The organism is Rubrivirga aquatilis (assembly GCF_046845665.1).
Lineage (GTDB): Bacteria > Bacteroidota > Rhodothermia > Rhodothermales > Rubricoccaceae > Rubrivirga.
On sequence record NZ_CP177355.1, the window covers coordinates 1350470 to 1377360 of the forward strand.

Here is a 26891-nt window from a genome sequence, read left to right on the forward strand (position 1 = left end):
GCACCCCCACACGGCGTGTGGGGGCCGGACGGCGCGGGCGTGAGCGGGCGCCGGGCCGGAGCGCGTCGAGGGGCTGGCGATCCTGACGCCATGCCCGAGCCCGAGCGCCGCCCGCCCCTCGTCCCGAGCCACATCGCGTGGCCGGCCTTTGTCGTGTTCCTGCTCGCGATCACCATCGCGATGGTGGCCATCACCGTGACCGCCGCGCGGTCGGACGGCGGCGCGCGGCCCGTCGAGACCGTCGCGCCGGGCGAATGAGCAGCACGGCCCCGGCCGCCGTCGAGGCGGCGTGCGCGCACTGCGGGCTGCCCGTCGGCCGCCGCCCCGTGCCCACGGCCGCGGGCGAGCCGTGCTGCTGCCGGGGCTGCGCCGTCGTCCGCGACGCGCTCGCGAGCGCCGGGCTCGGCGACCGCTACGATCAACTCCGCGCGCTCACCCCGCCAGCCGGCCAGCGGCCCCAGGCGCCCGACGCGCTCGCGCTGGCGGAGCTCGACCGCGACGCCTTCGTCGCCGAGTCCACGCGCCCGCTCGACGGGGGCCTGCGCGAGGCGCGGCTCTTTCTCGACGGCGCGCACTGCGCCGCGTGCGTCTGGCTCGTCGAGCGGCTGCCCCACGAGGTATCGGGCGTCGCGAGCGTCCGCCTCGATCTGGCGCGGGCGCGGCTGACCGTCGCCTTCGATCCCCGCGAGGTCCGGCTGGGGGAAGTGGGCCGGTGGCTGGCGCGGTTCGGCTACGCCCTCCGTCCGTCGGCGCCCGAGACCGGCGCCGCGAGCGACGCCGAGCGGTCGCTGCTGGTGCGGGTGGGCGTGGCGTGGGCGCTCGCCGGCAACACGATGCTGCTCGCGTTCGCGCTGTACAGCGGCCTCGATTCCGGGCCGCTGGCGACGGCCGCGCGGTGGGCCTCGCTGGCGCTCGCGGTCCCGGCGGTCGGCTACGGGGCCGCCCCGTTCTTCCGCCGCGCCTGGGGATCGGTCGGGCTCGCGTGGCGCGCGCGTGACGTGCGGCGGCTCCATCTCGACACGCCGATCGCGCTTGGGATCGCCGTCGGCGCCGGGCAGAGCGCCGTCGCGACGGTCACCGGCCACGGCGAGGTCTGGTTCGACTCGGTGACCGTTTTGATCGCGGCACTTTTGACGGCCCGGTGGCTCCAGCTGCGGAGCCGGCGCCGGGCGGGCGAGGCGTCGGAGCGGCTGCTCGCGCTCGTCCCCCGCGTCGCGCGGCGTGTGGTCGACGGCGTCGGCGAGACGGTCGAGGTGGACGAGCTGGCGCCGGGCGATCTCGTCGAGGTCAGGGCCGGCGAGGTCGTCCCGGCCGACGGGACCGTCGACACGGGCGCCAGCCACATCGACCGCGCGGCGCTCACCGGCGAATCGCGCCCCGAGCCCGTCGCCGTGGGCGACCCCGTCGAGGCGGGCACGACGAATCTCCGCTCGCCGCTCCGCGTCCGCGTCCGCGCCGTCGGCGCCGCCACGCGCGTCGGGCGGCTGCTCGACTGGGTCGAGCGCGGCGACACAGGTCGGGCGCCCGTCGTGCTGTGGGCCGACCGCGTCGGCGGCGTGTTCGTGCTCGGCGTGCTCGCGCTCGCGGCGCTGACGGTCGCGGTGTGGCTCCGGCTCGACCCGGCCCAGATGCCCGCGCACCTGACGGCGCTGCTCGTCATCACCTGCCCGTGCGCGCTGGGGATGGCGACGCCGCTCGCGCTCGCGGTCGCCCAGGGCCGCGCCGCCCGCGTTGGGCTCTTCGTCAAGGCCGAGGGCACCGTCCAGCGATTGACCGACGTGGACACCGTCGTGCTCGACAAGACGGGCACGCTCACCGAAGGCCGGATGGCGGTCGTCGACGTGTGGGGCGACGAGTCCGCGCTGGCCGTCGCGTCGGCGCTCGAATCCACCACGACGCACCCGCTCGCGGACGCCATCGGGCGGTACGCGGAGGCCGCCCACGAGCCGGTCACCGACGCCGAGTCGGTCGGCGGGGCGGGTGTTCGGGGCGTGGTCGGCGGGCGCCGCGTGACGGTCGGGCGGCCGTCGTGGGTCGCCGCCGAGACCGGGCCGCTGCCTTCCGCGATGGAGGCGGCGCTCGCCGAGTGGGCCGCGGCCGGCCACACGCCGGTCGCCGTCGCCGTCGACGGCCACGCCGTAGCGGCGCTGGCGGTCGGCGACGACCTCCGCGACGGCGCCGCCGACCTCGTGACCCGGCTCCGCGCCCGGGGCGTCGACGTCTACCTCTTGTCCGGCGACGCCCCTGCGACGGTCGCCGCCGTCGCCGCCCGGCTCCGGGTCGACGGCGCCCGGGGCGGCGTCTCGCCCGAGGGCAAGCGCCAAGCGGTCGCCGCGCTTCAAGCGGAGGGCCGGACCGTGCTCATGGTGGGCGACGGCGTCAACGACGCGGCCTCGCTCCGGCAGGCGGACGTGGGCGCGGCCGTCGGCGGCGGCACGACCGCCGCGCTCGTCGCGGCCGACCTCTTCTTGACCCGGCGCGGGCTCGCGCCTCTCTTGGACGTGCTCGACGGCGCCGACGCTGCGATGCGGACGGTCCGCCGCCTGCTCACCGTGTCGCTGGCCTACAACGTGCTCGGCGCCGCCGCCGCCGTCGCCGGGCTCGTGACGCCGCTGGTGGCCGCCGCCGCGATGCCCGTGTCGTCGCTGGCGGTCGTCGCGCTCGCGCTCGCCCAGCCCTCCTTCCGCTCATGAACGTCCTCTACCTGCTCGTGCCGCTTGCCCTCGCCCTCGGCCTGGGCGGCGTCGCCGCCTTCCGATGGGCCGTCCGCGACGGCCAGTTCGACGACGTCGACACCCCCGCCCTCCGCATCCTCCTCGACGACCCCGACGACCATGCCTGACCCGAAGCCCCGCTCCGCCGCCCTCGCGGCCCCGACCCCGTCTGCCCCGGTCGACGGCGCCGTCGTGCCCCTCGACGCGGCGACGTTCCGCTGGTCGGCCCCGCCCGGCGCCACGGCGTTCGACCTCCGCATCGCGTCCGCGTCCACCCCCGAGTCCCCGGTCGTGGATCTGGCGGGCCTGCCGACGACGGAGGCCACGGTCGCTGACGCCTTGCCTGCGGGCCCGTGTGTGTGGTGGGTCCGGCGCGAGGGCGGGCCGTGGAGCGCTGCCGCCCAGTTTGTGGCCGGGACCGCCGCCGATCTCGAGGTCGTGCGCAAGCAGGAGGGGGCTGCCGCCGAGAGCCAGCGGGCCGCCCGTCGCGAGCCCGCCGCCCCGGCCGGTCCGCCGCCCGCGCCCGTCTGGCCCCACGCCACGGGCGCCGCCCTCCCCGATGCGGCCCCGCTCGACTGGGCGACCGTCTCCGGCTTCGGCGCGCCCGCTCGCGCCGATCTCCCGGTCCTCGACGTGGCTGCGCCCGCCGTCCGGTCGCCGCTCGGCGGCGAGGTGGTCGACGCCGCCGTCGTCTCGCTGCAGTGGACGGCCGCGTCGGGCGCCGTCGGCTACGACGTGGAGCTCTCCCCCGACCCGTCCTTCGACGCCGTGGTGCTGGCGCTCGACGCGGGCTCGGCGACCGAGATCGGGCTGCCTGAGGTGGTGCCCGCGGCCGGCCACCGTCTCCTCTGGCGCGTCCGCGCCCGGACCCCGCTCGGCGCAACGCCGTGGAGCCGCTACGGCCGGTTCTACCCCGCGCCCCTCGCCGCCGTCGACGCGTTCCACACCGCCCTCGACGCCGCCCTGGCCGCCGATCGCCGCCGCCGCGACTACGACCGGGAATCGCACGACCGCGAGCTGGCGCTGCTGCCCGTCTACGAGCGGGAGGCCGACCTCTCGGAGTCCGGGACCGCCGCCGCGCTGCTCGTCGTGATGACGGTGACAATGGCCGCCGGGTTCGGTCTCTTGATCCTCTCGGCCCTGTTCTAGGGTCCTCGTGTTCGGGGCCTCCGGTGAGGCGTAGGGGCGACCCGCCGAGTCGCCCCTACCGAGCGTCGAGGCTACGGACGGGCCTCAGTGGTCGGAGACCGTGCACAGCACCTGGGTCGGTCCGGCATGGGTGGGCGTGAGGGCGTGCGCGCCGCGCGCGACCGTGAGCAGTCCCATCGCCACGACGACGACGCCCGCCAGCCGCTGGAGCCGGGCCCGGCCGCCGGGGCGGAGCCGCCCGCTCAGCCAGCCCGTCGCCGCCAGCGCGGGGACCGTCGCCAGCCCGAAGACGGCCATCGTGAGCGCGCCTCGCCCCGCGCTGCCCGACGCGGCGGCCACCGCCAGCATCCCGTAGACCAGCCCGCACGGCAGGAGCCCGTTGACGGCGCCGAGCGCCACCAGCGCACCGCGACGCTCCGACACCACCAGGCGGCCGATCACGGGCCCGAACCGCGCGCCCAGCGTGGACGCGCCCGCCCGCCGGGGCCAGACGCCGCAGACCGCCAGCCCGGCCACCACCATCGCAGCGCCCAGGCCGACCGCGAGCACTCCGCCGAGCCCCGCAAGCGGCTCGCGCAGGGCGAACCCGGCGGCGCCCGCCAGCGCCCCGAACGCTGTGTAGGTCAGGGTCTTGCCGGCGAAGTAGGCCGTCTGGCGGCGGGCGATGCTCGGGCCATCGCCGAGGCCGAGCAAGGCGACGAAGCCGCCGCACATCCCGACGCAGTGGGCGCTCCCGAGGAGGCCCGCGAGAGCGGCGGCGGCGAGGTTGAGCATGGGCCTGAGCCTACCGAGGCGCGGGCGCTAGATCTGCGGGGGCGCCAGCCGTGGCCCTGCCGGGGAATCCCGCACATCCCGCCGTCAGCAGGCCGCCGCCATCCCCGCCGACCGGCTGGCGTCCGCGGTGCGATGTTCAGATGCCCCCGCACCGCTCCCCCATGATGGTCTCTGCTTCCCGGATTGCCGTGCTCGCCGTGGCGTGCCTCGTCGTCGCTGGCGGCTGCAAGTCGTCGGCCGGCCCCAGCCTCATCCTGCACGACGCTCGCGTCTACACCTTGTCGTGGGCGGCCCCGGATATCGAAGGGCGCCCGGCTGCGGATGCGCCCTTCGACGGGGAGCGATGGACGCCGGATGCCTCTGCCGTCGTCATCGAGGACGGCCGCATTGTGTTCGTCGGCGCCGACGACCAAGCGCTCGCGATGCGCGGCGCCGACACGCGCGTAGTCGATCTGGACGGCGCCGTCGTCGTGCCCGGACTCGTCGAGAGCCACGGGCACTTGCACGAGATCGGCGAGAAGGCCGAGGAGATCTCGCTCGTCGGCGTCCGCACCGAGGCGGAGATGGCCGAGCGGCTGGCCGCGGCGGATCGGCCGCAAGGCGAGTGGATCCTGGGGACGGGCTGGGACGAGGGCGACTGGGCCGACGCCCTGCCCGACCGCGCGTTTCTGGACGCGCTGTTCCCCGACCGTCCCGTCGTGCTGAAGGGCTTGCGCGGGTTCGGCACGTTCGGGAATGCGCGAGCGCTGGCGGCCGCGGGGCTCGGGCCGGAGACCGACGACCCCGTTGGCGGGACACTCGTGCGGCGCCCCGACGGCTCGCTGAGCGGCGTGCTGCTCAACAACGCCACCGATCTGCTCAACGACGCCGTGCCGCCCCGCTCGCTCGCGCACAAGCGACGGATCCTGCGCCACGGGATGGACGAGCTGCTCCGGGCCGGCTACGTCTCCACCCACCACGCGGGCGTGCGGACCGACTACCTCCCGGCCTACCAAGCGCTCGCCGCGTCCGATTCGCTGCCGATGCGCGTCGAGGCGATGCTGGCGGTCGGCGTCCCGGGCGCGCCGGATGTGGCAGAGTGGACGCAGCGAGGGCCGACGACCGATCCGGAGGCGATGCTCCAGATCCGCGCCGTCAAGGCGTACTACGACGGATCTTTGGGCTCGCGCGGCGCCAAGCTCCTCGACGACTACGCGGACCAGCCCGGCCACCGGGGCATCGCGGGCGCCGACTACGGCTTCGACCCCGAGGCCACCGAGGCGTTTATCGCGGCCGGCTTTCAGGCGGGCATCCACGCCATCGGCGACGCGGGCAACCGCGAGGTCCTCGACTTTTACGAGGCGGTGTTCTCGCGCCACCCCGAGGCTCGCGCGCTGCGTCACCGCGTCGAGCACGCCCAGGTCGTCCACCCGGACGATGTCGAGCGGTTCGGAGCGTTGAACCTGGTGGTCTCGATGGAACCGGGGCACGCCGTGGAGGACAGCCCGTGGGCCGAGAACCGGCTGGGGCCCGAGCGTGTGCGCGGCGCCTATGCCTGGCGCTCGCTCCGCCGGGGCGGTGCGCTGCTTCTCTTCAACGCGGACTTTACCGGGACCGACTGGTCGATTTTCTACGGGCTCTACGCTGCCGTCACCCGGCGGATGAAGGACGGCTCGCCGGACGGGGGGTGGTACCCGGGCGAGGCGGTCACGGCCGAGGAGGCACTCCGGGCGTACACCGCCTGGCCCGCGCGAGCGTCGGGGATTGAGGATCAGACGGGGTCGCTGGCGGCCGGCAAGTGGGCGGACCTCACGGTGCTCGACCTCGACCCCCTGAACACGCCCCCCGACTCGCTGCTGGCGGGCTCCGTCGTGATGACGGTCGTAGGCGGGTCGGTCCGGTTCGAGGCGGCGGACGAGTAGGCCGTCCGTTCCGGCGGGCGCGGGCTAGGCGCCCGCGTTCATGGCCGCGAACCGGGCGCCCCGCTTGACGTGGAGGAACAGGTTGACACCGCATGGTTCCTGCCCGATCCGGATGTCGTCGGGGGGGACGCCGCAGGCCACTGCGAGCCGAACGAGGTCGGCCTCGGTCCGGTGGAACAGGGGCCAGTCGCCGACGACCTCCATGTAGTCCCGCGACCGGTTGCGCGGGGAGAAGTTGCCGATAACGAGCTCCCCGTCGTCGGTCAGCAGGCCGAGGAGCCGCTCCAAGAGGAACTGGAAGCCCTTGTCGCCGAAGTAGTCGAACAGGCCCGCCGACCACACGAGGCGGAACCGCCGGTCGCTGGTGTACCGGAGGGCGTTGGCGTGCTTGAACGTGACGCGGTCGAGGAACGGCCCGCAGACGCCCCGCGCGTAAGCGATGGCGTCGGCGTCGGCGTCGACGCACTCGATGGTCAGGCGGGGGTCGGGGGCGTCGGAGAGGAGCTCGGCGACGTCGCGGGCGGGCCCGCTGGCCACATCGAGGATCGGGACTGGCCGGTCCGCCGGGGTCTCCCGCGCGATGGCGCGGGCGAGGTCGAGGAAGTAGGCCTTCCGGTGGCGGACGGCGATGGGGCCGTCCTGCGCGTGGAAGTACCGGTCCCAGTTTTGGAGGGTGGGGTCGTCCGTGACGTGCTCCCGGTACATCCGGTCGATGATCTCGTAGTCGCCGGGGTAGCCGTGGGGCTTGCGCAGGCTGAGGCCCTGGTTCGTTTCGAGCGAGAGGGCCCGGCCGAACGCCGCGCGGAGGGCACGGAGCTCTCCTTCGGAGAGCCGCCCAGCCCGGGTCTCAGCGGCGACCCGGGCGATCCACCGCCCGAACGCGGCGTACTCGTCCGGTGTCGGTCCGCCCGCCCCCACCAGCCGCTCAACGTCGCTGAGCAGCTGGCCGATCCGTAGGCCCGTCGGGGCCCGGTCGGCACAAGAGCCGCCATCGGTGCCCGACCGAGCCGTGGCGCTCGAAAGGGGAGAGGAGACATGCTGAGACATGGAGCTTTGGGGGGACGTTCAGGCTATCGGCGTGTGAGGATATGCCCTATAGGGCGCCGCCTGCATAGGACTGGTGTACCACTGGTTCGGTCGAGGCCCCGTCGCCTTGTGGGCACGGTGTGGCGCACTCGCGGAAGAGCGTCGGGAGGAGGTCGAGGAGCTGGCGCGTCGTGAACGGCTTGGGGAGGTAGTGGTCGAACCCGGCTCCCCGGAACCGTGCCTCGGACCCCGGCAAGGCGTACGCCGTCAGGGCGACGGCCGGTGTGCCGGAGTGCCCAGGGAGCCGCCGCAGGGCCGCCAGCAGCGCCACGCCATCCATGGTGTCCGTCAGGTTGATGTCGAGGAAGAAGGCATCGAACGGCTCGGCCGCCGCCCGGGCGAGCGCGGCCTGGGGGTCGCTCTCGAGCACGACCTCGCAGTACGGGCCGAGCCGGAGGGCCACGAGCTGCTGCATGATCTCGTTGTCCTCGACGTAGAGCACGCGCCGGCCGGTAGGGCCGAGAGCGAGGTGCCCGGCGATCGAGGCCGTACCGACCGCCGTCGTCCTCGGGAGCGTGACGGTGAACACGGTCCCCCGCCCCTTCTCGCTCTCGAGCCAGATGGCCCCTCCGATCTGGTCGAGCAGCCGCTTGGTGATGGCCAGGCCCAGGCCCGACCCCTCGAACGTCCGGTCGAGCCCGGTCGACTCTTGCTGGAACTCCTCGAAGAGCCGGGGGACAAACTCCGGTGAGATCCCGACCCCCGTGTCGGCGACGTGGAGGGCCACGGTGTGCTCGTCGGCTTCAAGCGTGACGGTCACGCCGCCGTCCTCGGTGAACTTGATGGCGTTCCCGACCAGGTTCGTCAACACCCGGCCCAGGCACGCCGAGTCGGTCTCGATGGCGAGGTCGGCCGGGACGTCGGCCTCGACCCGAAGCGTGAGCCCGCGGTTCTCCGCCAGCGACCGGAGCGGCTTGATGGCCTCGTGCACGAACGACACGGCGGGCACGGCGCGGCGCTCGATCGCTGCCGTCCCCCCCTCGAGCTGGGCGAGCCCCAACACCGACGTGACCGTGTCGAACAGCCGCTGGGAGCTCCGGCGGACGACGTCGGCGTACTCGCGGGTGTCGCCGGAGGCCTCCTCGGCGATGATCTCCGAGAACCCCAGGATGGCCGTGAGCGGCGTCCGCAACTCGTGGCTCATGTTGTTGAGGAGCGACGTCTTGAGCCGGAGCAGGTCCTCGGCCCGCTCTTTCGCCTGGACCAACTGCTCCTCGTAGCGGTGGCGGCGGAAGATGGCCTGGATGTAGGCCCGGTGGTCGATCGTCACGAGCCCGGCGCTGAGGTCGACGGGGACGACCTCGAGCTCGGCGCCGACGAGGAACACGTCTTCCGTGAACGGGGCGTCTTCGTGGACGTGCGCGTCGAACGCCTCCAGCGCCCGCTCCCGCTCGGCGGCCGGGAAGAGGTCGGCGAGCGGCATCCGGCGGATCTCCTCGAGGGTCCGGCCCAGAAACTCCTGGGCCTTCTCGTTCCCGTCGATGAGCAGGCCCGAGGCGGGGTCCGCAATCAAGATCGCGTCGCTGGCCGCGTTCATCAGGGTGTGGTACCGGTGCTCGACGGCCCGGGTCGAGGCGGCCGCCCGCATCTTGGCCGCGGCCACGACGTAGATCACCAGGGCCGTCGAGAACGCGCAGATCCAGACGAGCCACAGGTGTGCCTCCGGATCGGGAGCGAGGAGCCCCCCCACGACTGTCGCCACGAGCGTGAAGGCGAGGAAGTGGAGGAGCGGCGCGATCCGGTCGGTCAGCCCAAGGGTGAAGGCGACGCCCATCGCCATCAGCGCGAACAGAAGCCCGAGCGCATACGGGTAGGAGAACCCATTGGCCGTCGTGACCCCCACGATGTAGAGCATCAGGAGCCCGAAGTACGCCCGGACGAGCGCGACGAAGTGCCGCTCGACGCGGGCGTCCATATACGACAACGAGAGCAGCAGGAGCGCCACGACGGACAGCCCGAACCGAGCCCACAGCGGGTCGATGGCGTCCGGGAAGGCGGCCGTGTAGACGACGCCGAACAGCGGGCTCAGGACGCCGGCCAGCACGCAGAACACCCGGTACGTGCTGCGGTGGACGTCATCGGTGGCGACCCTAGCCGGGGCGCTGGCGGGGGGGCGAGGGCGGAGCATGACACACGGTGGGGCTCCGGGGTATCGCCAGCGGTGGCCAGTGGGTTAATCCACGCGGGTGTCCGGGCGCTGGGACCGGCGAGCCGGCGCTGAAGCCCCCCGCCTCGCCGGGGTGCACGGTCCGTCTCCCAGGAGGGGGAGATCCTCTTTTCCGGTGCCGAGGCGGGCCCAATCAAAACCGCCCCGCTGGCGGCGGCCAGCAGGGCGGGAGGGTGGAGCCAAGGAGAGTCGAACTCCTGACCTCTGCAGTGCGATTGCAGCGCTCTACCAACTGAGCTATGGCCCCTTACATGCCCCGGCCGCGGCCGGGGACAAACAGGATACCCGACCCGCCCGCCTGGCGCAACTGGCGCTCTGGGGACAATCGGTAAAGGACGACGCACTCTGCTGCCCCCGCCCCGCGCCTCAGTGGAGATCCAGTCGGGACCGGGCTGAGGCGGCACCATTGCGCCCGTCGCGCGTGTAGTCTGCACCCCCCTTTCGACTCCGGACTCTCCCGACCCCATGGCCGACCCCATCCGCGCGCGCGACACGCTCACCACCTCCGCCGGCTCCTATACCGTCTACCGCCTCGACGCCGTCGCCGAGGCGACCGGCGCCGACCTCGGCCGCCTGCCGTTCTCGATCAAGGTGCTCTTGGAGAACGCGGCCCGCCAGGCCGACCTGCCCGGCCCCGTCTCCGACGACGACGTGCGCAACCTGGCGGCCTACGACCCCGCCAAGCCCGCCGAGATCGAGATCCCGTACACGCCCGCTCGCGTGCTGCTGCAGGACTTTACCGGCGTCCCCGCCGTCGTCGACCTCGCCGCCCTCCGGTCCGCGATGGCTCGCAACGGCGGCGATCCCGAGGCCATCAACCCCCGCGTGCCCGTCGACTTGGTGATCGACCACTCCGTCCAGGTCGACTCGTTCGCGCTCCCGCAGGCGTTCCAGATCAACGCCGACATCGAGTTCCAGCGCAACGCCGAGCGCTACGAGTTCCTCCGGTGGGGGAGCAAGTCGTTCGAGAACTTCAGCGTCGTCCCGCCGGAGCGCGGGATCTGCCACCAGGTCAACCTCGAGTACCTCGCCAAGACGGTCTGGACCAGCCCCGGCGATGACGGCGTGCCCGTCGCGTATCCCGACACGCTCGTGGGCACCGACTCGCATACGACGATGATCAACGGGCTCGGCGTGCTCGGCTGGGGCGTCGGTGGCATCGAGGCCGAGGCGGCCATGCTCGGCCAGCCCATTTACATGCTGATGCCCAAGGTGGTCGGCTTCCGCCTCTCTGGGGAGCTCCGCGAGGGCGTCACGGCGACCGACTTGACGCTGACGGTCACCCAGATCCTGCGCAAGCACGGCGTCGTCGGCAAGTTCGTCGAGTTCTTCGGGACCGGCCTCTCGTCGATGTCGCTGCCCGACCGCGCGACGATCGCCAACATGGCGCCCGAGTACGGGGCCACGATGGGCTTCTTCCCCGTCGACGACGAGACGCTCGACTTCCTCCGCCGCACCAACCGCGACAACGAGACGGTCGAGCTGGTCGAGGCGTACTGCAAGGCCCAGGGCCTCTTCCGGACGGACGACACGCCGGACCCCGAGTTCGAGGCCGTCCTCGAGCTCGACCTCGGCGACGTGCAGCCCTCGATGTCGGGCCCGAAGCGGCCCCAGGACCGGATCGTGCTCGGCGACGTCCAGCGCGAGTTCCGCGAGAGCCTGACGCGCCCCGCCAGCCCCCAGGGCTTTGGGCTCAGCGAGGACGCCTTGTCGAACACCGGCCGCTACGCTGATGACGAGGGCAACGAGCTCGACCTGAAGCACGGCGACGTGGCCATCGCCGCCATCACGAGCTGCACCAACACCTCGAACCCGAGCGTGATGCTCGCGGCCGGGCTCCTGGCCAAGAAGGCCGTCGAGAAGGGGATGTCGGTCAAGCCGTACGTCAAGACCTCGCTCGCGCCGGGCAGCCGCGTCGTCACGGCGTACCTCGAGAAGGCCGGGCTCCAGTCGTACCTCGACCAGCTCGGCTACAACCTCGTCGGCTACGGGTGCACGACGTGCATCGGCAACTCGGGCCCGCTCCCGGCGCCGGTCGCCAAGGCCGTCACCGAGGGCGACCTCATCGTGTCGGGCGTGCTCTCGGGCAACCGCAACTTCGAGGGCCGCATCCACGCGCTCGTCAAGGCCAACTACCTCGCGAGCCCGCCGCTCGTCGTCGCCTACGCGCTCGCCGGCACGGTCGACATCGACTTGCAGAACGACGTGCTCGGGCAGGACACCGACGGCAACGACGTCTACCTCAAGGACCTCTGGCCGTCCCAGCAGGAGATCTTGGACGCCATCCAGCAGGCCGTCACGCGCGAGCAGTTCGAGGAGCTCTACACCGGGATCGAGGACTCGAACCCGCGCTGGAACGCCATCGAGACCGGCGACGGCGCCGTCTACGACTGGCAGGACGACTCGACCTACATCCAGGAGCCGCCGTTCTTCGACGACGTCACCCAGGAGGTCCCGGCCATCCAGCCCATCGCGGGCGCCAAGACGCTCGTCAAGGTCGGCGACTCGGTCACGACGGACCACATCTCGCCAGCCGGCGCGATCCCCAAGTCCGAGCCCGCCGGGCAGTACCTCCAGGACCACGGCGTCGAGCCCAAGGACTTCAACTCGTTCGGCTCGCGCCGCGGCAACGACCGCGTGATGACGCGCGGCACGTTCGGCAACATCCGCCTGCGGAACCAGCTCGCCCCGGGCACCGAGGGCGCGTGGACGATGAAGGACGGCGAGCAGATGTACATCTACGACGCCTCGCAGGCCTACGCCGAGGAGGGGACGCCGCTCGTCGTGTTCGCGGGCAAGGACTACGGCATGGGCTCGTCGCGCGACTGGGCCGCCAAGGGCACCCTGCTGCTCGGCATCAAGGCCGTCGTGGCGGAGAGCTTCGAGCGGATCCACCGGTCCAACTTGGTCGGCATGGGCGTCCTGCCCCTGTTGTTCAAGGCCGGCGAGTCGCTGGCGACGTATGGCCTCGACGGCACGGAGACGTTCGACATCCCGGTGTCCGACGACCTCACGCCCGGCGAGACGCTCGCGGTGTCGGTCAGGAAGGCCGACGGCACCGAGGCCTCGTTCGACGTGACCGTCGCGCTCAACACGCCGGTCGAGGTCGAGTACTACCGCCACGGCGGGATCCTCAACTACGTGCTCCGCGACTTCCTCAACAACGAGCTGGAGATGGCGTAGCGCAGGAGGACGACGGACTGCAGACCGCGGACCCCATGTCGACACCGACTCCGCCCGCCTCGGCCTCGCGCCGGGGCGGGCGGTTTTTTTTGGATCGGTGATCGGTTGTCGGAGGGGCGGCGCCAGCACCGGGGCGCCCGCATCTTCCCGTCCCCCGTCCCCCGTCCCCCGTCCCCCGTCCCCCGTCCCCCGTCCCCCGTGCTCTTCGAGACCGCCCGCCTCGTCGTCCGTCGCCTGACCGTCGCCGACGCCCCGTTCATCCGCGGCCTGGTCACCGAGCCCGGGTGGCTGCGGTGGATCGGGAGCCGCGACGTGGAGACCGTGGCCGACGCCGAGCGCTACCTCCGGGAGGGCCCGCTCGCGAGCTACGCCGCGCACGGCCACGGGCTCTATCTGGTGTCGCATAAGGGGGGCGAGCCGGTCGGCATCTGCGGGATCCTTCGCCGCCCGACGCTCGACGCCCCCGACCTCGGCTACGCCGTCGCCGCCCGACACGCGGGGAAGGGCTACGCGACCGAGGCGGCCCGGGCCACGCTCGCGCACGCCCGCCGCGACCTCGGCCTCGCCCGCGTCGTCGCCATCACCGACGCCGACCACGCCGCGTCGCACCGGGTGCTGACGAAGGCCGGGATGCGCCGGGCAGGGACGGTCCCCGACGACGACGGTCCCCCGCTGACACAGTTCGAGACGTCTTGGGGAGATCCCGCACCTGCCGGTCAGGTCTGAACCAGGGGGACGAGCCGGCGTCGGACCGGCATGACCGACCAAGACACCCCGATCGACACGCCGGAGGCGTTCCGGCAGCGCGCGCGCTACGTAGCGTCGCTCGCCGTCCTCGCCATCGTCGGGATGTTCGTCCTGTGGACGACCCGGCACGCCGTGCTGCTGGTCTTTCTGGGGGTGTCGCTCGGCGTCCTGTTCTACGGCGCGAGCCGGTGGCTGACCCGGCGCACCGGCGTGCCCCGGGGCGCGACGCTGGCCGTCGTCGTGGTCGCCGTCGTCGGGGTGGCCGGTGCGACGGGCGCGCTGGCGGGGCCCCGGTTCGTCACCGAGGCGTCGGAGCTGTGGGCGCAGGCGCCGGAGCTTTTGGAGACCGCGCGGGAGCGGCTGAACCTGCCCGAGGGCGTGCTCACCGTGCCCGCCGCCGTCGGATCCATCGGCGGCCAGCTGTTCGGCTGGTTCTCGACCGCCGCGGGCGTGCTCTCGGGGCTGCTCGTCGTGCTCGTGGTGGCCGTCTACACGGCCGCCGCCCCGAGCCAGTACACGAGCGCCGTCGTCCGCTTGTTCGACCGGGAGCACCAGCCGTTCGTGCGCCACATGCTGGGCGAGATGGGCGCGGTGCTGTTGGCGTGGCTCAAGGGCGTCGGGGTGGCCGTCGTGGTGCTCGGCGGGATGGCGCTGGCCGGGCTGACCCTGATCGGCGTGCCCGGGGCGTTGGCGCTGGCGGCGTTCGCCGCGGCTCTCACCGTGATCCCGACGTTCGGCCCGTTTATCGGGTGGGCCCCGGCCGTCGTCGTCGGCTTCGCGTCCGGCACCACGACCGGGCTGTGGACGCTCGCGCTCGCCGTGGTCGCCCAGCAGATTGAGGGGAGCATCATCACGCCCAAGGTGCAGGGCGCGATGGTCCGCGTCGCGCCGGCCTTCGTGGTCGCGGGCCAGATCGTGCTCGGCGCGCTGACCGGCTTTCTGGGCATCCTGCTCGTGGTCCCGATCCTGGGCGTCGGCCGCGTGCTCCTCCAACAGCTCTACATCGGCCCGTTCGTGGCCGGCGAGGTGGCCGACCCGGACGCCGAGCTGGCGGGCTAACCCTGCGGCCCCGAGGCGGGCACGGCCGCACGCGGCGCCCGAGTGGGGGCGACCGGCGCGGCCAGCGGCGCCAGCGTCTGCTTCTCGGTGAGGTACGGCCAGTACCGCTTCGGGACGTGCCGGAGGTGGAGCTTCAGGTTCCGCCGCTCCGGGATGGTGACGGCCTGGAAGTACGCCTTCCACATCGTCTGGTACGCCGCCTCGTCGGGCGCCGCGTCCGCCAGCCCCAGCGTGACGGCCGGGACGATGCGGCTGGCCAGGGCGCCGGGCGCGCGGTCCGGCTCGGGCGTGTGGACGAGCGCGAGCCCGCGCCGCGCGTCGACGATCCGCCACGCCAGCGTCGGGTACCGCGCCTCGAAGTGGGGGTGGAGGATCGGCAGGACGTGGTACTCGGGCCGCGCCGTCGCCGTCCACGTCTCGACGCCGTCCGCGACGTGCTTCTCGAACCGGACGAACGCCTCCATCCGGTGCGCCTCGCGCCCGACGCGCCCGGACCACCGCCCGACCTCGCGCGCCGGCCCGAACGTCCAGTCCTCGGCGACCGCCGCGCCCTCGGCCCGGACCGCGTCCGCCAGCCGGACCGCGGCGACCTCTATGCCGGGCCGCTCGCTGAGCACAGCGCGCCGGAGCCGCCCGACGAGCCCGGGCACGAGCCGGTCCAGCCCCCGCTCGACGCGGTCGGCGATGGCCGCATCGGTCTCGACGCGGACGGGCGCGCCGAACAGGGCGCCGTCGGCCGGCGCGCCGATCAGCCCGACGGAGGCAGGCAGGGAGCCCCGGCGGTACGTCGCGGCATATGCGCAGAGCAGACCGGCGAACGTCCCGTCGGTCTCGACGGCGAGGTGCGGGTCGACGGGCAGGGCGGGCGACCGACTCACGCGGCAATCGCGACCGGCGCGGCGGAGCGTGCCGTGAGGACAACCGGCGTCGGCGCAAACAAAGACAGCTGCGGCGCCCCGGCCTTGCCGCCGACGATTCGCCGACGGACCGCGCCCGGGTCCTGCCCGATAAGCTGGGGCCGGTGGTCGGGCGTCGTCAAAAAGTGCTGGGCACGCTTCAAGACGACGCCCATCGCGCGCAAGTCGTCCCAGCGGACGGTCCCGCGGCGCCGGGCGGCAACGATCCGCCGCGCGCTCCTTAATCCGAGCCCCGGCACGCGCTGGAGCCACTCGACCGGCGCCTTGTTGACGTCGACCGGGAAGAGCGAGGGGTAGCGCAAGGCGTACGCCGTCTTCGGGTCGATGTCGGAGTCGAGGTTGGCCGAGCCGGGGGGCGCGACGTCGTCGAGATCAAACCCGTACTTGCGGAGCAGCCAGTCAGCCTGGTAGAGGCGGTGCTCGCGGTGGAGCGGGGCGCGGTACGACTCGGGGTCCGGCACGCGGTCGTCGCCGCCGAGCGGGACGAAGCCCGAGAAGTAGACGCGCCGGAGCTTCTGCTCGCTGTAGAGCCCGTCCGTGAGCTCCAGGATCTGGCGGTCGGTCTCGGGCGTCGCCCCGATGACGAGCTGGGTCGACTGGCCGCCGGCGGCGAACCGGGGCGCGCGGCGGTCTTTCTGGCGCTCCTCCCGAGCCGCGTCGATCCGGTCGCGGACGTGGCCCATCGGCGCGAACACCTGGTGGTAGTCCTTCTCGGGTGCCACCTGCTTGAGGCCCGCCTCGCTCGGAATCTCGACGTTGACGCTGAGGCGGTCCGCCAGCCGGCCGGCCTCCGTCAGCAGCTCGGGGCTGGCGCCCGGGATCACCTTGAGGTGGATGTAGCCGTTGAACGCGTGGTCGTGGCGGAGCGAGCGGGCCACGGCGACCAGCTTTTCCGTCGTCGTGTCGGCGTCGCCGAAGATGCCCGACGACAGGAACAGCCCCTCGATGTAGTTCCGCTTGTAGAACCCCATCGTCAGCTCGACGACCTCCTTGACGGTGAACGCCACGCGCTCGACCTCCTCGTTCGATCGCCGCGACACGCAGTACGCGCAGTCGTAGATGCAGACGTTCGAGAACAGGACCTTGAGCAACGAGACGCACCGGCCGTCCTCGGTGTACGAGTGGCAGATGCCGGCGCCGGTGCTGTTGCCGATGCCGGTCTTGGAGTTCTCGCGCTTGCCGCCCGACGACGCGCACGAGGCGTCGTACTTGGCCGCGTCGGCCAGGATTTCGAGCTTTTCGATGACCTGTCGGCGCATATCGGTGGTGGGGCCCGGCGGGCCGAATTGGGCGGAGCCCAAAGGTCGACGACAGGTGTGCCAGGTGTGTGTCTCGGGCGTCGCCGCAAGCGCCGCTGGCGGAGTAGTGCGCCAGTCCTGCGACCGGCCGGTGGCACCGCCGCTTCCGACCCTGCGGCCCCACCACGCGCCCCGTCATGGACCTCACCGTCGGCGTCGGGCCCCCGCGCTCGGCGCTCCCCGCCGACCTCGGCGTCGGCCTCCCGCTCGTCAAGGCCGCCCTCCTCTACGGCGATCGCGTGACGCTGTGCAGCCCCGCCGCGAGCCTGCTCCTCCGGCTCCGAGACCACGCGCCGACCGCGCTGGCAGACCGCTTGGAGGTGCTCATGGGCTTGGCCGACGACCTCGGCCTCGACGACGCGCCCGCCCGGCTGGCGGCCGTCCTCGCGGCGGGCCGGGTCGACGCGGAGGTGGTCCAGCCGCTCGTCGACGGGTGGTGGCGGCGGTACCGGCGCGCGCTCGCCGATGCAAGCGTCGAGAGCGGGCTGGAGGCGCTGGCACCCGCCGTCGCGGCGGGGCGGCTGACCGTCGAAACACTCGGCGTCGGCGCCATCGCGCGGCCGACGGACTTTGCGCAAGCCGCCGCCGAGACGTACGCCACCTCCGTCGCCGACGCTGTCGAGCGGGGCATGGTGACACCGCTCTTGGACGGGCCGACCGCCGACGGGCTCCGGCTCGCGGTCGAGGCCGGCCGCGTCGGCGTTTCGGAGCCGCACACGCACCGCGCTCAGGCAGGTGGGCTGGCGGCGCATGTGCTCCAGCGGCTCCCCCTGTTCGACCGCGCGACGGTCGCCGAGGTGCTCGACGTACGCGCCGACCTCGACCCCGCGCTCGCCCGCTTCCGCGCCGCCATCGACGTCTTCTCCGCCGACCTCGGCGCCGCCGCCTGGGACCCCGACTTCACCGTCGAGGCCGCCGGTGTCTACCGCACGCAAGTCGCCCCAGCCGTTGCCGAGATCGAGGACGCCGTCGCGTCCGTCGGCTACCTCCGCGAGCTGGTGACGCGCTATGCCGAGCGCCCGGGCCAGTTCGTCCCGCTCGCGGTCCCCGCGCTGTCGGTCGCGCTCGCCTCGCCGGACGTGCTGGCGCAGACCGTCGCCGTCACGCTCGCGGGGGGCTCACTGCTGGCGAACGCCGCCCACGCAGGCTGGGCCGTCGCCGACGGACGCCGCGAGGTCCGCGCCCGGCGCCTGTTCTTCGTTTACGCCGCCGGGCGACGCTTCGGCGGCGACCACTCATGGCGCAGTACCGCCTGACCCGGGCGTGCCATGTCCAGGCGCCGGCACCGTCGCCCCGGTTGGCTCATTCCGGATGCTTGGTTCCTGGCGCTCGCAGCACCCCGTCCGTCGCCCAGCACCCCGCCCCGAGCGCCCTCATTCGCACCCGAAGGCGGCGTCGGCGGGGGGCGCCAGCCGCAACCGAACCCGCTCGCCACCCCACTGGCACGTCCCCGCGAGCGCGCCGTCGTCGTCGGCTGTCAGCACGCACGCCAGCGGGCGCGGCCACACCCCACCCGGCAGTCGTACGCGCCCGGTCTCGAACGCGAGCGTCCCGCGCCGCCACGTCGCCGGGGCGTCTGGGGGCACCTCGGCAGTCCGTCCGGCGATGTCGATCACCAGCGTGAACCCGCCCGTGCACCGCTCCAGCGCCGCCTCGACCGGCTGGCGGTCGCCGTCGGCGCGCACCATCTCGCCCGTCCACGTCCCCGACGGCAGCATCTGGGCCGACGCCGGGGCCGCGAGCGCTACGAGCAGCAGGACGATCCAGCGATGGGCGGGCATGGGCGGTCGGCGTAGGAGCAGAACACGCAGCAGTCGCCCGCCTTGGGGCGGATGACCGCGGCGCAGGCGGGGCAGTCCCAGAAGAACACGCACGCGTCGGTCGGCATCTCGGCCTCCGTCGGCGTGCCGCACTCGGGACAGGTGATCGTCGCGGTGAGGGTCTCGGTCATGGCAGCAAGCTAGCGGAGCGCGTCGGCGAGGTCGTCGGGCACCGGGATCGGCGCCGTGCTGATGCGCGACACATCGAACGCGGCGGCGATCTCCGCTGGTGTCCGGGGGGACCCGTCGCCCTGCCCGAGCGCTTGCGCCAGCCACCCGACGAGCGCCTCAGCCGTCACCCCTTTCTCCCGAAGCTCGCGGATCGAGGTCGCGTCGGTCCGCTTCGACAGCTTGTCGCCCCCGGCGTCCACCAACAGCGGGACGTGGGCATAGGTCGGGACCGTGCCGCCGAGCGCCTCGAGGAGTCGGATCTGTCGGGCTGTCGAATCCAGGAGGTCCTGCCCTCGCACCACCTCGGTAATGCCCTGGGCGAGATCGTCGACGACGACCGCCAGCTGGTACGCGTAGACGCCGTCGCGGCGTCGCAGCACGAAGTCGCCGACCGACGCCGACACATCCTCGGACACGGGCCCCACGATGCGGTCGGTGAACGAGACGGTGCCCGGCTCGACGCGGAAGCGGAGCGCGGCGTCGTCGGTCGCCGCGTCGTCGTCGAACCAGCCGGACGCGAGCGCGGCCGGGCGGAGCGCGGCGGGGTAGGGGGGGACGCCCGGGGCGCCGTGCGGGGCGCTCGCGAGCTCGCGCAAGTCGCGCCGTGAGACGCGGCAGGGGAAGAGGTGCCCCGCCTCGGCCAGCGCGTGCAGCGCCGCCTCGTAGCGGTCGAACCGCTCGGACTGGCGGTACGGGCCCGTCGGTCCGCCGACGTCGGGCCCCTCGTCCCAGTCGAGCCCCAGCCAGCGCGCATCCTCGAGCTGGTGTTTGGCCGAGCCCGGCACGGCACGGGGCCCGTCGAGGTCCTCGACGCGGTACACGAAGCGGCCCCCGGCGGAGCGGGCGCTGGCGTACGCCGCGAGCGCCGCGAGCGCGCTGCCGAGGTGGAGGTCGCCGGTCGGGCTCGGCGCAAAGCGGCCGACGACCCCGCTCACGCCAGCTCGCGCAGCACGCGGTCATTGAGCCGGTGCTCGCCCGCGAAGGCGATGGACTCGAACGGAATGTCAGCGTCGCGCAAGCGGGCCTCCTGCTCTATCACCCGTGCGGGCGTCGCGAACCCGTCGCGGTCGCCGGCGACGAGCGTCACGCCGGCGTCCGCGAGCCATCCGGCATTCGCCGCGAGGTCGAGGTCAGGGGGGAGTCCGCCGCCCCAGAGCACCAGCCGACGGGCGCGACGCTCGCGCCGCGCGACGAGCGGGCTCCGCGCCAGCCAGCGGGCGATGCTGGCGGTCCCCTGGCTGAACCCGAACCCGACGAGCGGCACCGCGAGCGGGTCGGCGTCGGCACGGGTGCAGGCGGCCACGAACACGTCGTCGAGGTAGCGGACCACGTCCGCGATGTCGTGCTCGCGGTCCTCGCGCGTCATCCAGCTCGCCCCGACGCGGCGCTCGCGCGAGCGCGGCTCCCTCCGGCCCGGCGCGTCGAGGTAGAACCGGCTCAGCGCCTCGGGCACGACGACGAGCCGCCCCGGCCGCTCGACGGCGCGGAAGTGGCGGGCGACGTACGGCGCCAGCTGGCCGTAGCCGTGGCACGCCAGCCAGACTTCCGAGACGGGCCCCACCTCCGGCCCGAGCACGGCGTACCGGGCGGTCTTGACGGCGGCGATGTGGCGGACGGTCACAGGGTGGGCGCAGGTGCAGCGAGGAGCGAGGCTCCCGGACCGGCGAAAGGTACCGGCGCCCCTCTCGGCTCCCCGCATCTTCCTGTTCCCTGTTCCCTGTTCCCTGTTCCCTGTTCCCCGTTCTCACCGTGGCCCACCGCAAGCCTCACCTCCCCACCAAGACATGCCCCGTCTGCGGGCGCCCGTTCGCGTGGCGCAAGAAGTGGGCGCGCGACTGGGACGCCGTCGTGTACTGCTCGGAGCGGTGCCGTCGCGCGAAAGGCCGCGCGAGCGGGGACGCTACTGGCGCTCCATCCGGAACTCGTCCTCGTTCGACGGGCTGAGCGTGATGGTGTACGGCGCGTCGTTGTTTTCGAAGACCTCGAACGAGTACCCGTGCAGGATGCGCGTCTCGGTCAAGCGGGCGCGGTTGCCGGTCACCGTAAACGTCCAGATGTCCGGGGGGAAGACGCCGGCGGCCTCGGCCTCGGGAAGGTCCACCTCCAGCGTCGGACGGCCATACGTGCCGTACACCGGCCACGACTGAACGAGCTCGTCGTCCCACATGATCTGCCGTTCGAGGACCGTTTGGCTGCCGTTGATGTCGCGGGGCTCGCGGACGAGCAACGAGCCATCGTTGTAGATGTTGACGTAGCCCAGCACGAGCCCGTCCTCGTCTTCCACTAGGTCGAACTCGTAGCGCGTCTCGTAGGTGCCGATAACGCGGAAGTTCTGCTCCTGCATCAGGGTGTCCACCTCGAAGGTGACCGTCCCGGCCCACATGCCGGTGGTGGCGCCGAGTTCGGACCCGCCCGCGTCGCAGGCAGAGAGGGCGAAGGCGGCGAAGACGAGGGCAGCGAGAAAGCGCGACATGGGCATCGGAGGGGGGTCCGCGCCGGTATCGGGCAGGTTGCCACCGCCTTAAAGCGTCGGCGCCGTCCGTCGCGATTTACGCCTCGGCGGCCAGCATGGCCTGAGCCCGGACCAGTCCGTAGGGGCCCGCGTGACCGGCGTAGCGCCCCAGCACCTCCGGCGCCTCCAACTCGTAGTCGCAGTCGATGCAGCCGTCGTCGCGCATCCGCCCGATAGCCAGCCGGTGGCCGTCCATTACGACGGCCGTCTCGCCGATCGGTACCTCGCCGTCGCCCACGAACACGTAGCGGGCCTGGCCCAGCTCCGAGGTGCGCGACACGTCCTCGGCGAGCTCGACGGCATGGATGCCGGTAAAGTCCGGGAAGAGCGACGTCAGCGAGAGGCGGTCCGAGGGGCCCGGCTCGATGCGCCCGCTGCGGAGCGCGCCCCGCAGGCGGACCGACCCGTCGCGCGCGCCCTGCTCGACGAGCGCGTACCCATTGCGGCCGCGCTGCAGGAACCCCTTGCGCGAAAGCGCTTGCAGGTTCTGCGTCACCGAGTTCGGCGACCGGTACTCGAAATGATCAGCGATCTCCCGATACGTCGGCCACACCTTGTGGTCGTCGATGTGTTCGCGGAGGAACTTGAGGAATGCGTGCTGCTTGTGGGTGAGCTGTCGGCGGCTCATGGGGCGGGCTGGAATGGCGCTCCAGAAGGTACGGGGCGCGGGGGGACACACACAACTACGCACAGTAGCGAGCGCACACGCCCGACCTTTAGACGGACCCGGGCGCGATCGAGGCCTGAGGAGCCTCGTCCCTTGATCCATGAACCCTCGTTCAAACGGGCGTCGGGGCCCCTCACATGCCTTCGGCGCCGCCTCGCGAGCGGGCGAGGTAAGTGTCCATCTGGTCGGCCACGCCCCGCACGCGGTCGGGGTACGAGGACTCGGTGTGGACCCGGACGTAGGCGTCGACGAGTCCTTCGACCTCGGCCCGGACCTCGGGCGCCAGCCGCATCCGGCCGGCCGTGGCGAGGTCGGTCTTGGCCAGGATGGCGAACGCCCGGAGCGCCGCCCGGCTGGCGTCGACGCCGTCGGCCGTGGACGAGAGCCCGTAGGCGGTGGCCTCGGCGCCCGCCGCCAGGACGGCGCCGCTCCGCAGCAGCAGCCGGCCCCCGTCGTCGCCGAGCGCCTGCACGTCGTCGCGCTGGATGTCCGGCGCGAAGCCGAGCAGCGACGCCAGCCGCAGCTGGAACCACGGCACGGCGTTCGCCGCGTTCGCCTCGGCCTCGTCGATGTGCTCCAGCGTGCGGACGACGTGATCCAAGATGAGCGGGTGCGCCTCGCCCTCCTCGACCAGGGACCGCGTCACCTCGACGACGCGCAGCCCAAGCGTCACCTTGTGGATGTCCGACGTGAGCTGCTTGAACCGGACGACGTGGGCGGTCTCCTTGAGCGTCTGCAGCCCCCGCTGCGGGCGGTGGTAGTAGACCGCCTGGAGGTACGACATCGGTTGGAGCGTCGACCCGAAGGTGCTGGTCGGCCGCCGCGCGCCGCGCGCCATCACGCCGATCACGCCGTGGGGCCGCGTCAGCAGCCGGACGATCTTGCTGGTCTCCCCGTAGTCGAAGGCGTGGAGGACGATGGCGTCGGTGCGGACGATCATGGGGAGCCGCCGGGGCGGTGTCGGAGCGGGGCCGGGAGGCGAGGCGCCTTGGTCGAACGCGCCGGGGCAAGGTCGGGCTCCACAGCGCCAGCGATGCGTCACCGGGGGGCGGGCTCGGGGTGGCTCGGGGCCCGCGCGTCGCTGGCGCCTGATACCTTGCGGCGTTCCCCACACACGCCATGAAGATCACCGTTCTCGGAGCCGGCGCCATCGGCACGGCCGTCGCCGTCGACCTCGCCCGCGACGAGGCCGTCGCGCGCGTCCAGGTGTGCGAGGCGCAGCCGGCGACGCTGCGCGCCTTTCGGGCGGCCCACGCCGCGCCGCGCCTGCGGACCTACGAGGGCGACGCCCGCGACACGTCGGCGCTGGAGCCGATCCTGTCCGGGAGCGCCGTCGTGGTGTCGTGCATCGGTCCTGAGCACAGCGAGCGGATGGCGCGGCTGGCGCTCGACCTCGGGGCCCACTTCGTGGACTTGGGCGGGCCGCTGCCGGGGCTGGCCGAGCACGCCGAGCGCCGCCAACGCTGGGTGGTGACCGGTGCCGGGCTGGCGCCCGGGCTCGTCGGCGTGCTGACCATGCGCGGGGTGGGAGCGATGGACCGCGCCACGGCCATTCGCATCCGGGTCGGCGACGTGCCGATCACCCCGCCCGAGCCGTTCCGCCATCGGCTCGCGCACTCGGCCGAGCGGCTCATCGACGACTACACCGAGCCCGCGCCCGTCCTGCGCGGCGGCCACCTCGAAACGCGCAAGCCGCTGACCGGCCTCGAAACCATCGAGGTGGAGGGGTTCGGGGAGATGGAGGCCTTCTACACCTCGGCCGGGCTGGGCGCGCTCGTCGAGGCGCTGGAGGGGACCGTCGACGCGCTCGACGTCAAGACGCTCCGCTACCCGGGCCACGCCGAGCGGATGCAGTTCGTGCTCGACCTCGGCCTCGGCGAACGGACCTCGCTCGACGTCCGCACGCACCTCACCTACCGCGACGTGCTCGTGCGGCGCCTGCGCCAGCGGCTCGGCGGGGCCTACGAGGACGCCGTCCTCTTGCGGATCGAGGTGGACGGCGAGCGCGACGAGGAGGCCGGTACGCTGGTCTACGAGATGGTCGACCGCTGCGACGCGGCGGGGGGGCTCTCGGCCATGCAGCGGTGCACGGGCTTCCCGGCGGCGGCCGCGGCGATCCTGCTGGCGGACCGGGTCATCCCCGGCGGAGGGTCGGACTCGGCGCACAGCGCGCTGCCGGCGGGGCCGCTCTTGGAGCGCTTGGCCGAGCGCGGGATCGTGGTGCAGGAGCGCTGGCGGGCGGCGTAGCTCAGCGGGCGGGCGCCAGCCGGATCGTGATCTCGCGCGAGCGGCGGTCGCGGGCGACCGTCCCCACGAAGGCGCCGACCAGACCGGCGCCCAGCGTCAGCACGAGCCCCTGCACCTGGTCTTGGTCGCCGATTGTGGCGACGCTCAGCCCGATCCCCACGGCCGCGCCGCCCAGCGTGGCCCACGCGTCGAGGTCGCTGGCGGGCCCGGGGAAGGTGACGGTCTCGATGTCGGACGTCGCGACCGCCAGCAGCACGCCGGCGGGGTCGAGCCACGACGCCGAGTCGGGCGCGACGACGAGCGCGCGTGCCGGATAGGCCTCGCCGCCGACGAGCCGGACGACGGCGTCCCGCGTGTCCGCGAGCCCATTGATGGACGTGATCGGGTCGGCCGCCAGCGGCGACAGCCCGACGCAGCCCCCCAGCAGGAGGGCTGGGCCCAGGGCGAGTTGGCGCACGCTAGCGCGGCGCGATCCGCCGGATCCGGACGGGAGCCCCGAATGGAACGCTCCCCCCCAGTTGTTCTTCGAGCAGGTCGACCTCGGCGCGGACGGCCAGGCCGGAGACCTTGTACTCGCGCGGCAGGTTGGTCGGCCCGTAGAGACGGCCATCCCCCTCCAAAATCACCCAGCCGGGCTCTTCGGTCTCGATGAGTTCCATCGTCCCGATGATCGTCGCGTCGGCGTCACCAGCGACGAGTTCAACGGCCTCAGGCGGGCCGACGGTCGAGTCGCACGCGGCGAGGAGGAGGAGGACGGCGAGGAGGCCAAGGCGGGGCATTGCGGGTGGGGTGGGGGACAGCGCAGGCGAGGAGAGGCACACGCTAGCGCGGCGCGATGCGCCGGATCTGGACGATGGGCCCGACCTGCAAGACGCTCGCGTAGCCCTCCAGCACGTCGACCTCGGCGCGGACCGCCAGCCCCTCGACGCGGTAGTCGGCGGGCAGGTTGGTCGGCTCGTAGAGCTGGCCGGTGGCGTCGCGGAGCACCCAGGCGCCGCCCTCGATCTCGACGTAGGTGACCGACGCGTCGAGCGTCGTCTCCGCGTCGCCCGAGATCAGGACGGCGGCATCGGGCGGGGCCACGGTCGAGTCGCAGGCGGCGAGGGCGAAGAGAAGGGTGAACAGGGCGACGCGACGCATGGCAGGCAGGGGAAGGACAGCCGGACGGTAGGCACGTGGCGTCCGCCGGCGACTGGCGGCGCGGGCGAACAGTCGCTAGGCGAGGCGGAGCCGTCGCCTCAGCGCATCGACCCGTACGCCCGGAGCACGGACCCGCTGTGCACGCCGCCCGCCGGCCCGCACAGCGTGACGCACAGGGCGGCCACCTCGTCGACGCTGACGCCGCGCGTGCCCTCGGGCTCGCCGCCGAACAGAATCATCGACGGGGCCACGGCCGCCGCCGACACGTCGCGGTCGCGGTACTCGGCGGCGACGGCCTCCACGAGCCGTACCACGCCCGCCTTCGAGGCCGAGTAGGCCGCCTGCTGCGCCACGCCCTTGTCGGCGCCCTGCCCCGAGGCCATCGCCACGAGCCGCCCGCCGCGCTCGGCCGCCAGCATCCGCCGGACCGCCGCGCGAAACACGACGAACGTGCTGGTCAGGTTGACGTCGAGCACGGTCTGCCAATCGGCGAGGGTCGTTTCGGCGAACGGCGTCCCCGCCCACATCCCGACCGTGTGGACGACGCCATGGATCTCGCCGAGCGCGTCGGCCGCGCGGGCGAGCGCGGCGTCGGCGGCCTCGGGCGTGGTGAGGTCGGCCGTGAGCGCAGCGTCGCCGACGTCGTGGGGCTCGCGGTCGAGCCCGGCGACGGTCGCGCCGGCGTCGGAGAGGTGGCGCGCGACGACGCGGCCGAGCCGCCCGGCGGCGCCGGTCACGACGAGGACGCGGCCGGAGAGGTCAGGAGTGGAAGGCATGGATTGGTGAGTCGGTGAATCAATGGGGGAGACAGGCGGGGGCCGCGTGCAGACCGTCGGCGGCCCGCCCGGCGTGCTCTCGCGGTCTCGGGCCGCTACTCCGACGACGTGTGGTCGTGGGCGACGCGCCACCCATCGGGCGTGTCGAGGAGGATGAGGGTGAACAGGCCACCCGGCCCGGCGCCGGGCTCGTCGCCGTCGCGCTGCAGGCGCCAGCGGCCCCACACGAGCGCCTTGTCGGCCGCGAGCGGCTGGATGTCGAGGTCGGAAAACGCGAGCTGGCCCATCGCCGCCGCGTCCGGGTAGCCGCGGACGTAGCCGTAGAGCGCCTCCTCCCAGCCCTTGCGGACGTTTCCGCCGGACAGGAACGTGAGGGCGTCGCTGCGGAGGTAGCCGTCCATGAAGCCGCGCACGGAGCCCGCGTTCCAGGCGTCGACCTGAGCACCGAGCGTGGCGAGCACGCCCGCCTCGATGGCGCGGTCGTCCACGGCCACAGACGATGACGAGGCGCAGCCGGTAGCGACGAGGGCGAAGGCGACGAGGGCGACGCGGACGGACATGAA

At 73.2% G+C, this 26891-nt stretch carries 28 protein-coding genes and 1 tRNA gene; 11 read left to right on the forward strand and 18 right to left on the reverse strand.

Annotated features, from left to right (window positions below):
• Positions 1-90: 90 nt before the first annotated feature.
• Genes ACLII4_RS05860 through ACLII4_RS05875 form a run of 4 tightly spaced genes read left to right on the forward strand, consistent with a single transcriptional unit; the run spans position 91 to position 3863 of the window.
• Entirely contained in the window at positions 91-258 is a 168-nt protein-coding gene (locus ACLII4_RS05860; RefSeq protein WP_412069964.1) for a hypothetical protein, read from the forward strand.
• Positions 255-2693, forward strand: coding sequence for a heavy metal translocating P-type ATPase (locus ACLII4_RS05865; protein ID WP_412069965.1), 2439 nt, complete (start codon positions 255-257; stop codon positions 2691-2693). Before ACLII4_RS05860 ends, ACLII4_RS05865 begins: the two co-directional genes overlap by 4 nt.
• The gene (gene ccoS, locus ACLII4_RS05870) at positions 2690-2842 is read left to right on the forward strand and encodes a cbb3-type cytochrome oxidase assembly protein CcoS (RefSeq protein ID WP_412069966.1); all 153 of its coding nucleotides are present in this window, start codon (positions 2690-2692) and stop codon (positions 2840-2842) included. Before ACLII4_RS05865 ends, ccoS begins: the two co-directional genes overlap by 4 nt.
• Positions 2835-3863: a hypothetical protein gene (locus tag ACLII4_RS05875; RefSeq protein ID WP_412069967.1), complete on the forward strand. Its 1029-nt coding sequence runs from the start codon at positions 2835-2837 to the stop codon at positions 3861-3863. The genes ccoS and ACLII4_RS05875 overlap by 8 nt, the downstream gene beginning before the upstream one ends.
• Positions 3864-3947: 84 nt before the next feature.
• Here the strand turns inward: ACLII4_RS05875 and ACLII4_RS05880 are convergent, their stop codons facing one another.
• Positions 3948-4637 (reverse strand): sulfite exporter TauE/SafE family protein, encoded by a 690-nt coding sequence (locus tag ACLII4_RS05880; RefSeq protein ID WP_412069968.1) that lies wholly within the window; start codon positions 4635-4637, stop codon positions 3948-3950.
• Positions 4638-4798: 161 nt separating this feature from the next.
• Here ACLII4_RS05880 and ACLII4_RS05885 point away from each other — a divergent pair, with 161 nt between their 5' ends.
• Positions 4799-6538, forward strand: coding sequence for an amidohydrolase (locus ACLII4_RS05885; protein WP_412069969.1), 1740 nt, complete (start codon positions 4799-4801; stop codon positions 6536-6538).
• 24 nt (positions 6539-6562) lie between these two features.
• Here ACLII4_RS05885 and ACLII4_RS05890 read toward each other — a convergent pair whose 3' ends face one another.
• The 3 genes from ACLII4_RS05890 to ACLII4_RS05900 all read right to left on the reverse strand — a co-directional run bounded on the left by ACLII4_RS05890 (position 6563) and on the right by ACLII4_RS05900 (position 10038).
• A complete protein-coding gene (locus ACLII4_RS05890; RefSeq protein WP_412069970.1) occupies positions 6563-7585 on the reverse strand; it encodes a methyltransferase domain-containing protein in 1023 nt (340 codons plus the stop codon).
• Between the two features lie 46 nt (positions 7586-7631).
• On the reverse strand, positions 7632-9752 hold the full coding sequence (locus tag ACLII4_RS05895) for a hybrid sensor histidine kinase/response regulator (protein ID WP_412069971.1): 2121 nt from the start codon (positions 9750-9752) through the stop codon (positions 7632-7634).
• Between the two features lie 213 nt (positions 9753-9965).
• Positions 9966-10038: transfer RNA gene (locus ACLII4_RS05900), tRNA-Ala, on the reverse strand.
• Positions 10039-10256: 218 nt separating this feature from the next.
• Between ACLII4_RS05900 and acnA the strand changes: the two genes are divergently transcribed.
• The 3 genes from acnA (at position 10257) to ACLII4_RS05915 (ending at position 14780) form a co-directional block, all read left to right on the forward strand.
• Positions 10257-12974 (forward strand): aconitate hydratase AcnA, encoded by a 2718-nt coding sequence (gene acnA / locus ACLII4_RS05905; RefSeq protein ID WP_412069972.1) that lies wholly within the window; start codon positions 10257-10259, stop codon positions 12972-12974.
• Between the two features lie 198 nt (positions 12975-13172).
• Positions 13173-13700: a GNAT family N-acetyltransferase gene (locus tag ACLII4_RS05910; protein WP_412069973.1), complete on the forward strand. Its 528-nt coding sequence runs from the start codon at positions 13173-13175 to the stop codon at positions 13698-13700.
• 30 nt (positions 13701-13730) lie between these two features.
• On the forward strand, positions 13731-14780 hold the full coding sequence (locus ACLII4_RS05915) for an AI-2E family transporter (protein ID WP_412069974.1): 1050 nt from the start codon (positions 13731-13733) through the stop codon (positions 14778-14780).
• Here the strand turns inward: ACLII4_RS05915 and ACLII4_RS05920 are convergent.
• Together ACLII4_RS05920 and ACLII4_RS05925 are read right to left on the reverse strand one after the other, a co-directional pair.
• Complete coding sequence (locus ACLII4_RS05920) at positions 14777-15658, reverse strand: TIGR03915 family putative DNA repair protein (RefSeq protein ID WP_412069975.1); 882 nt, start codon at positions 15656-15658, stop codon at positions 14777-14779. The two genes, ACLII4_RS05915 and ACLII4_RS05920, sit on opposite strands and share 4 nt — an antisense overlap.
• Positions 15655-16956: a putative DNA modification/repair radical SAM protein gene (locus ACLII4_RS05925; protein WP_412069976.1), complete on the reverse strand. Its 1302-nt coding sequence runs from the start codon at positions 16954-16956 to the stop codon at positions 15655-15657. The genes ACLII4_RS05920 and ACLII4_RS05925 overlap by 4 nt, the downstream gene beginning before the upstream one ends.
• Positions 16957-17132: 176 nt before the next feature.
• Between ACLII4_RS05925 and ACLII4_RS05930 the strand changes: the two genes are divergently transcribed.
• Positions 17133-18251, forward strand: a complete 1119-nt coding sequence (locus ACLII4_RS05930) for a hypothetical protein (protein WP_412069977.1) — start codon at positions 17133-17135, stop codon at positions 18249-18251.
• 117 nt (positions 18252-18368) lie between these two features.
• Here ACLII4_RS05930 and ACLII4_RS05935 read toward each other — a convergent pair whose 3' ends face one another.
• Genes ACLII4_RS05935 through ACLII4_RS05950 form a run of 4 tightly spaced genes read right to left on the reverse strand, consistent with a single transcriptional unit; the run spans position 18369 to position 20607 of the window.
• Positions 18369-18776, reverse strand: a complete 408-nt coding sequence (locus ACLII4_RS05935) for a hypothetical protein (RefSeq protein ID WP_412069978.1) — start codon at positions 18774-18776, stop codon at positions 18369-18371.
• A complete protein-coding gene (locus ACLII4_RS05940; RefSeq protein ID WP_412069979.1) occupies positions 18740-18946 on the reverse strand; it encodes a GDCCVxC domain-containing (seleno)protein in 207 nt (68 codons plus the stop codon). Before ACLII4_RS05940 ends, ACLII4_RS05935 begins: the two co-directional genes overlap by 37 nt.
• A gap of 9 nt (positions 18947-18955) precedes the next feature.
• On the reverse strand, positions 18956-19921 hold the full coding sequence (gluQRS, locus tag ACLII4_RS05945) for a tRNA glutamyl-Q(34) synthetase GluQRS (RefSeq protein ID WP_412069980.1): 966 nt from the start codon (positions 19919-19921) through the stop codon (positions 18956-18958).
• Positions 19918-20607, reverse strand: a complete 690-nt coding sequence (locus ACLII4_RS05950) for an alpha/beta hydrolase (protein ID WP_412069981.1) — start codon at positions 20605-20607, stop codon at positions 19918-19920. Before ACLII4_RS05950 ends, gluQRS begins: the two co-directional genes overlap by 4 nt.
• A 128-nt stretch (positions 20608-20735) precedes the next feature.
• Here ACLII4_RS05950 and ACLII4_RS05955 point away from each other — a divergent pair, with 128 nt between their 5' ends.
• On the forward strand, positions 20736-20930 hold the full coding sequence (locus tag ACLII4_RS05955; protein ID WP_412069982.1) for a DUF2256 domain-containing protein: 195 nt from the start codon (positions 20736-20738) through the stop codon (positions 20928-20930).
• On the opposite strand, the gene ACLII4_RS05960 is transcribed toward ACLII4_RS05955, so the two are convergent.
• The 3 genes from ACLII4_RS05960 to recO form a co-directional block, all read right to left on the reverse strand.
• Positions 20887-21459: a hypothetical protein gene (locus ACLII4_RS05960; protein WP_412069983.1), complete on the reverse strand. Its 573-nt coding sequence runs from the start codon at positions 21457-21459 to the stop codon at positions 20887-20889. The two genes, ACLII4_RS05955 and ACLII4_RS05960, sit on opposite strands and share 44 nt — an antisense overlap.
• Before the next feature lie 76 nt (positions 21460-21535).
• The gene (locus ACLII4_RS05965) at positions 21536-22126 is read right to left on the reverse strand and encodes a LexA family protein (protein WP_412069984.1); all 591 of its coding nucleotides are present in this window, start codon (positions 22124-22126) and stop codon (positions 21536-21538) included.
• A 172-nt stretch (positions 22127-22298) separates the two neighbouring features.
• Positions 22299-23105 carry a DNA repair protein RecO gene (recO, locus tag ACLII4_RS05970; protein WP_412069985.1) on the reverse strand — a complete coding sequence of 269 codons (807 nt, stop codon included), beginning with the start codon at positions 23103-23105 and terminating at the stop codon, positions 22299-22301.
• Between the two features lie 179 nt (positions 23106-23284).
• Here recO and ACLII4_RS05975 point away from each other — a divergent pair, with 179 nt between their 5' ends.
• Positions 23285-24412 carry a saccharopine dehydrogenase family protein gene (locus ACLII4_RS05975; protein ID WP_412069986.1) on the forward strand — a complete coding sequence of 376 codons (1128 nt, stop codon included), beginning with the start codon at positions 23285-23287 and terminating at the stop codon, positions 24410-24412.
• A 1-nt stretch (position 24413) separates the two neighbouring features.
• On the opposite strand, the gene ACLII4_RS05980 is transcribed toward ACLII4_RS05975, so the two are convergent.
• The 5 genes from ACLII4_RS05980 to ACLII4_RS06000 form a co-directional block, all read right to left on the reverse strand.
• Complete coding sequence (locus tag ACLII4_RS05980; RefSeq protein WP_412069987.1) at positions 24414-24869, reverse strand: hypothetical protein; 456 nt, start codon at positions 24867-24869, stop codon at positions 24414-24416.
• A 1-nt stretch (position 24870) separates the two neighbouring features.
• On the reverse strand, positions 24871-25191 hold the full coding sequence (locus ACLII4_RS05985; protein WP_412069988.1) for a hypothetical protein: 321 nt from the start codon (positions 25189-25191) through the stop codon (positions 24871-24873).
• 43 nt (positions 25192-25234) lie between these two features.
• The gene (locus ACLII4_RS05990) at positions 25235-25552 is read right to left on the reverse strand and encodes a hypothetical protein (RefSeq protein WP_412069989.1); all 318 of its coding nucleotides are present in this window, start codon (positions 25550-25552) and stop codon (positions 25235-25237) included.
• A 98-nt stretch (positions 25553-25650) separates the two neighbouring features.
• Positions 25651-26328, reverse strand: a complete 678-nt coding sequence (locus tag ACLII4_RS05995; protein WP_412069990.1) for an SDR family NAD(P)-dependent oxidoreductase — start codon at positions 26326-26328, stop codon at positions 25651-25653.
• Between the two features lie 95 nt (positions 26329-26423).
• Positions 26424-26888, reverse strand: coding sequence for a YybH family protein (locus ACLII4_RS06000; RefSeq protein ID WP_412069991.1), 465 nt, complete (start codon positions 26886-26888; stop codon positions 26424-26426).
• Positions 26889-26891 lie beyond the last annotated feature (3 nt).

Coding starts and splice junctions, on each gene's coding strand:
- ACLII4_RS05860 (WP_412069964.1), top strand. CDS start 91: ATGCCCGAGCCCGAGCGCCGCCCGCCCCTCGTCCCGAGCCACATCGCG.
- ACLII4_RS05865 (WP_412069965.1), top strand. CDS start 255: ATGAGCAGCACGGCCCCGGCCGCCGTCGAGGCGGCGTGCGCGCACTGC.
- ccoS (WP_412069966.1), top strand. CDS start 2,690: ATGAACGTCCTCTACCTGCTCGTGCCGCTTGCCCTCGCCCTCGGCCTG.
- ACLII4_RS05875 (WP_412069967.1), top strand. CDS start 2,835: ATGCCTGACCCGAAGCCCCGCTCCGCCGCCCTCGCGGCCCCGACCCCG.
- ACLII4_RS05880 (WP_412069968.1), bottom strand. CDS start 4,637: ATGCTCAACCTCGCCGCCGCCGCTCTCGCGGGCCTCCTCGGGAGCGCC.
- ACLII4_RS05885 (WP_412069969.1), top strand. CDS start 4,799: ATGATGGTCTCTGCTTCCCGGATTGCCGTGCTCGCCGTGGCGTGCCTC.
- ACLII4_RS05890 (WP_412069970.1), bottom strand. CDS start 7,585: ATGTCTCAGCATGTCTCCTCTCCCCTTTCGAGCGCCACGGCTCGGTCG.
- ACLII4_RS05895 (WP_412069971.1), bottom strand. CDS start 9,752: ATGCTCCGCCCTCGCCCCCCCGCCAGCGCCCCGGCTAGGGTCGCCACC.
- acnA (WP_412069972.1), top strand. CDS start 10,257: ATGGCCGACCCCATCCGCGCGCGCGACACGCTCACCACCTCCGCCGGC.
- ACLII4_RS05915 (WP_412069974.1), top strand. CDS start 13,731: ATGACCGACCAAGACACCCCGATCGACACGCCGGAGGCGTTCCGGCAG.
- ACLII4_RS05925 (WP_412069976.1), bottom strand. CDS start 16,956: ATGCGCCGACAGGTCATCGAAAAGCTCGAAATCCTGGCCGACGCGGCC.
- ACLII4_RS05930 (WP_412069977.1), top strand. CDS start 17,133: ATGGACCTCACCGTCGGCGTCGGGCCCCCGCGCTCGGCGCTCCCCGCC.
- ACLII4_RS05935 (WP_412069978.1), bottom strand. CDS start 18,776: ATGCCCGCCCATCGCTGGATCGTCCTGCTGCTCGTAGCGCTCGCGGCC.
- ACLII4_RS05940 (WP_412069979.1), bottom strand. CDS start 18,946: ATGACCGAGACCCTCACCGCGACGATCACCTGTCCCGAGTGCGGCACG.
- ACLII4_RS05960 (WP_412069983.1), bottom strand. CDS start 21,459: ATGTCGCGCTTTCTCGCTGCCCTCGTCTTCGCCGCCTTCGCCCTCTCT.
- ACLII4_RS05965 (WP_412069984.1), bottom strand. CDS start 22,126: ATGAGCCGCCGACAGCTCACCCACAAGCAGCACGCATTCCTCAAGTTC.
- recO (WP_412069985.1), bottom strand. CDS start 23,105: ATGATCGTCCGCACCGACGCCATCGTCCTCCACGCCTTCGACTACGGG.
- ACLII4_RS05975 (WP_412069986.1), top strand. CDS start 23,285: ATGAAGATCACCGTTCTCGGAGCCGGCGCCATCGGCACGGCCGTCGCC.
- ACLII4_RS05985 (WP_412069988.1), bottom strand. CDS start 25,191: ATGCCCCGCCTTGGCCTCCTCGCCGTCCTCCTCCTCCTCGCCGCGTGC.
- ACLII4_RS05990 (WP_412069989.1), bottom strand. CDS start 25,552: ATGCGTCGCGTCGCCCTGTTCACCCTTCTCTTCGCCCTCGCCGCCTGC.
- ACLII4_RS05995 (WP_412069990.1), bottom strand. CDS start 26,328: ATGCCTTCCACTCCTGACCTCTCCGGCCGCGTCCTCGTCGTGACCGGC.
- ACLII4_RS06000 (WP_412069991.1), bottom strand. CDS start 26,888: ATGTCCGTCCGCGTCGCCCTCGTCGCCTTCGCCCTCGTCGCTACCGGC.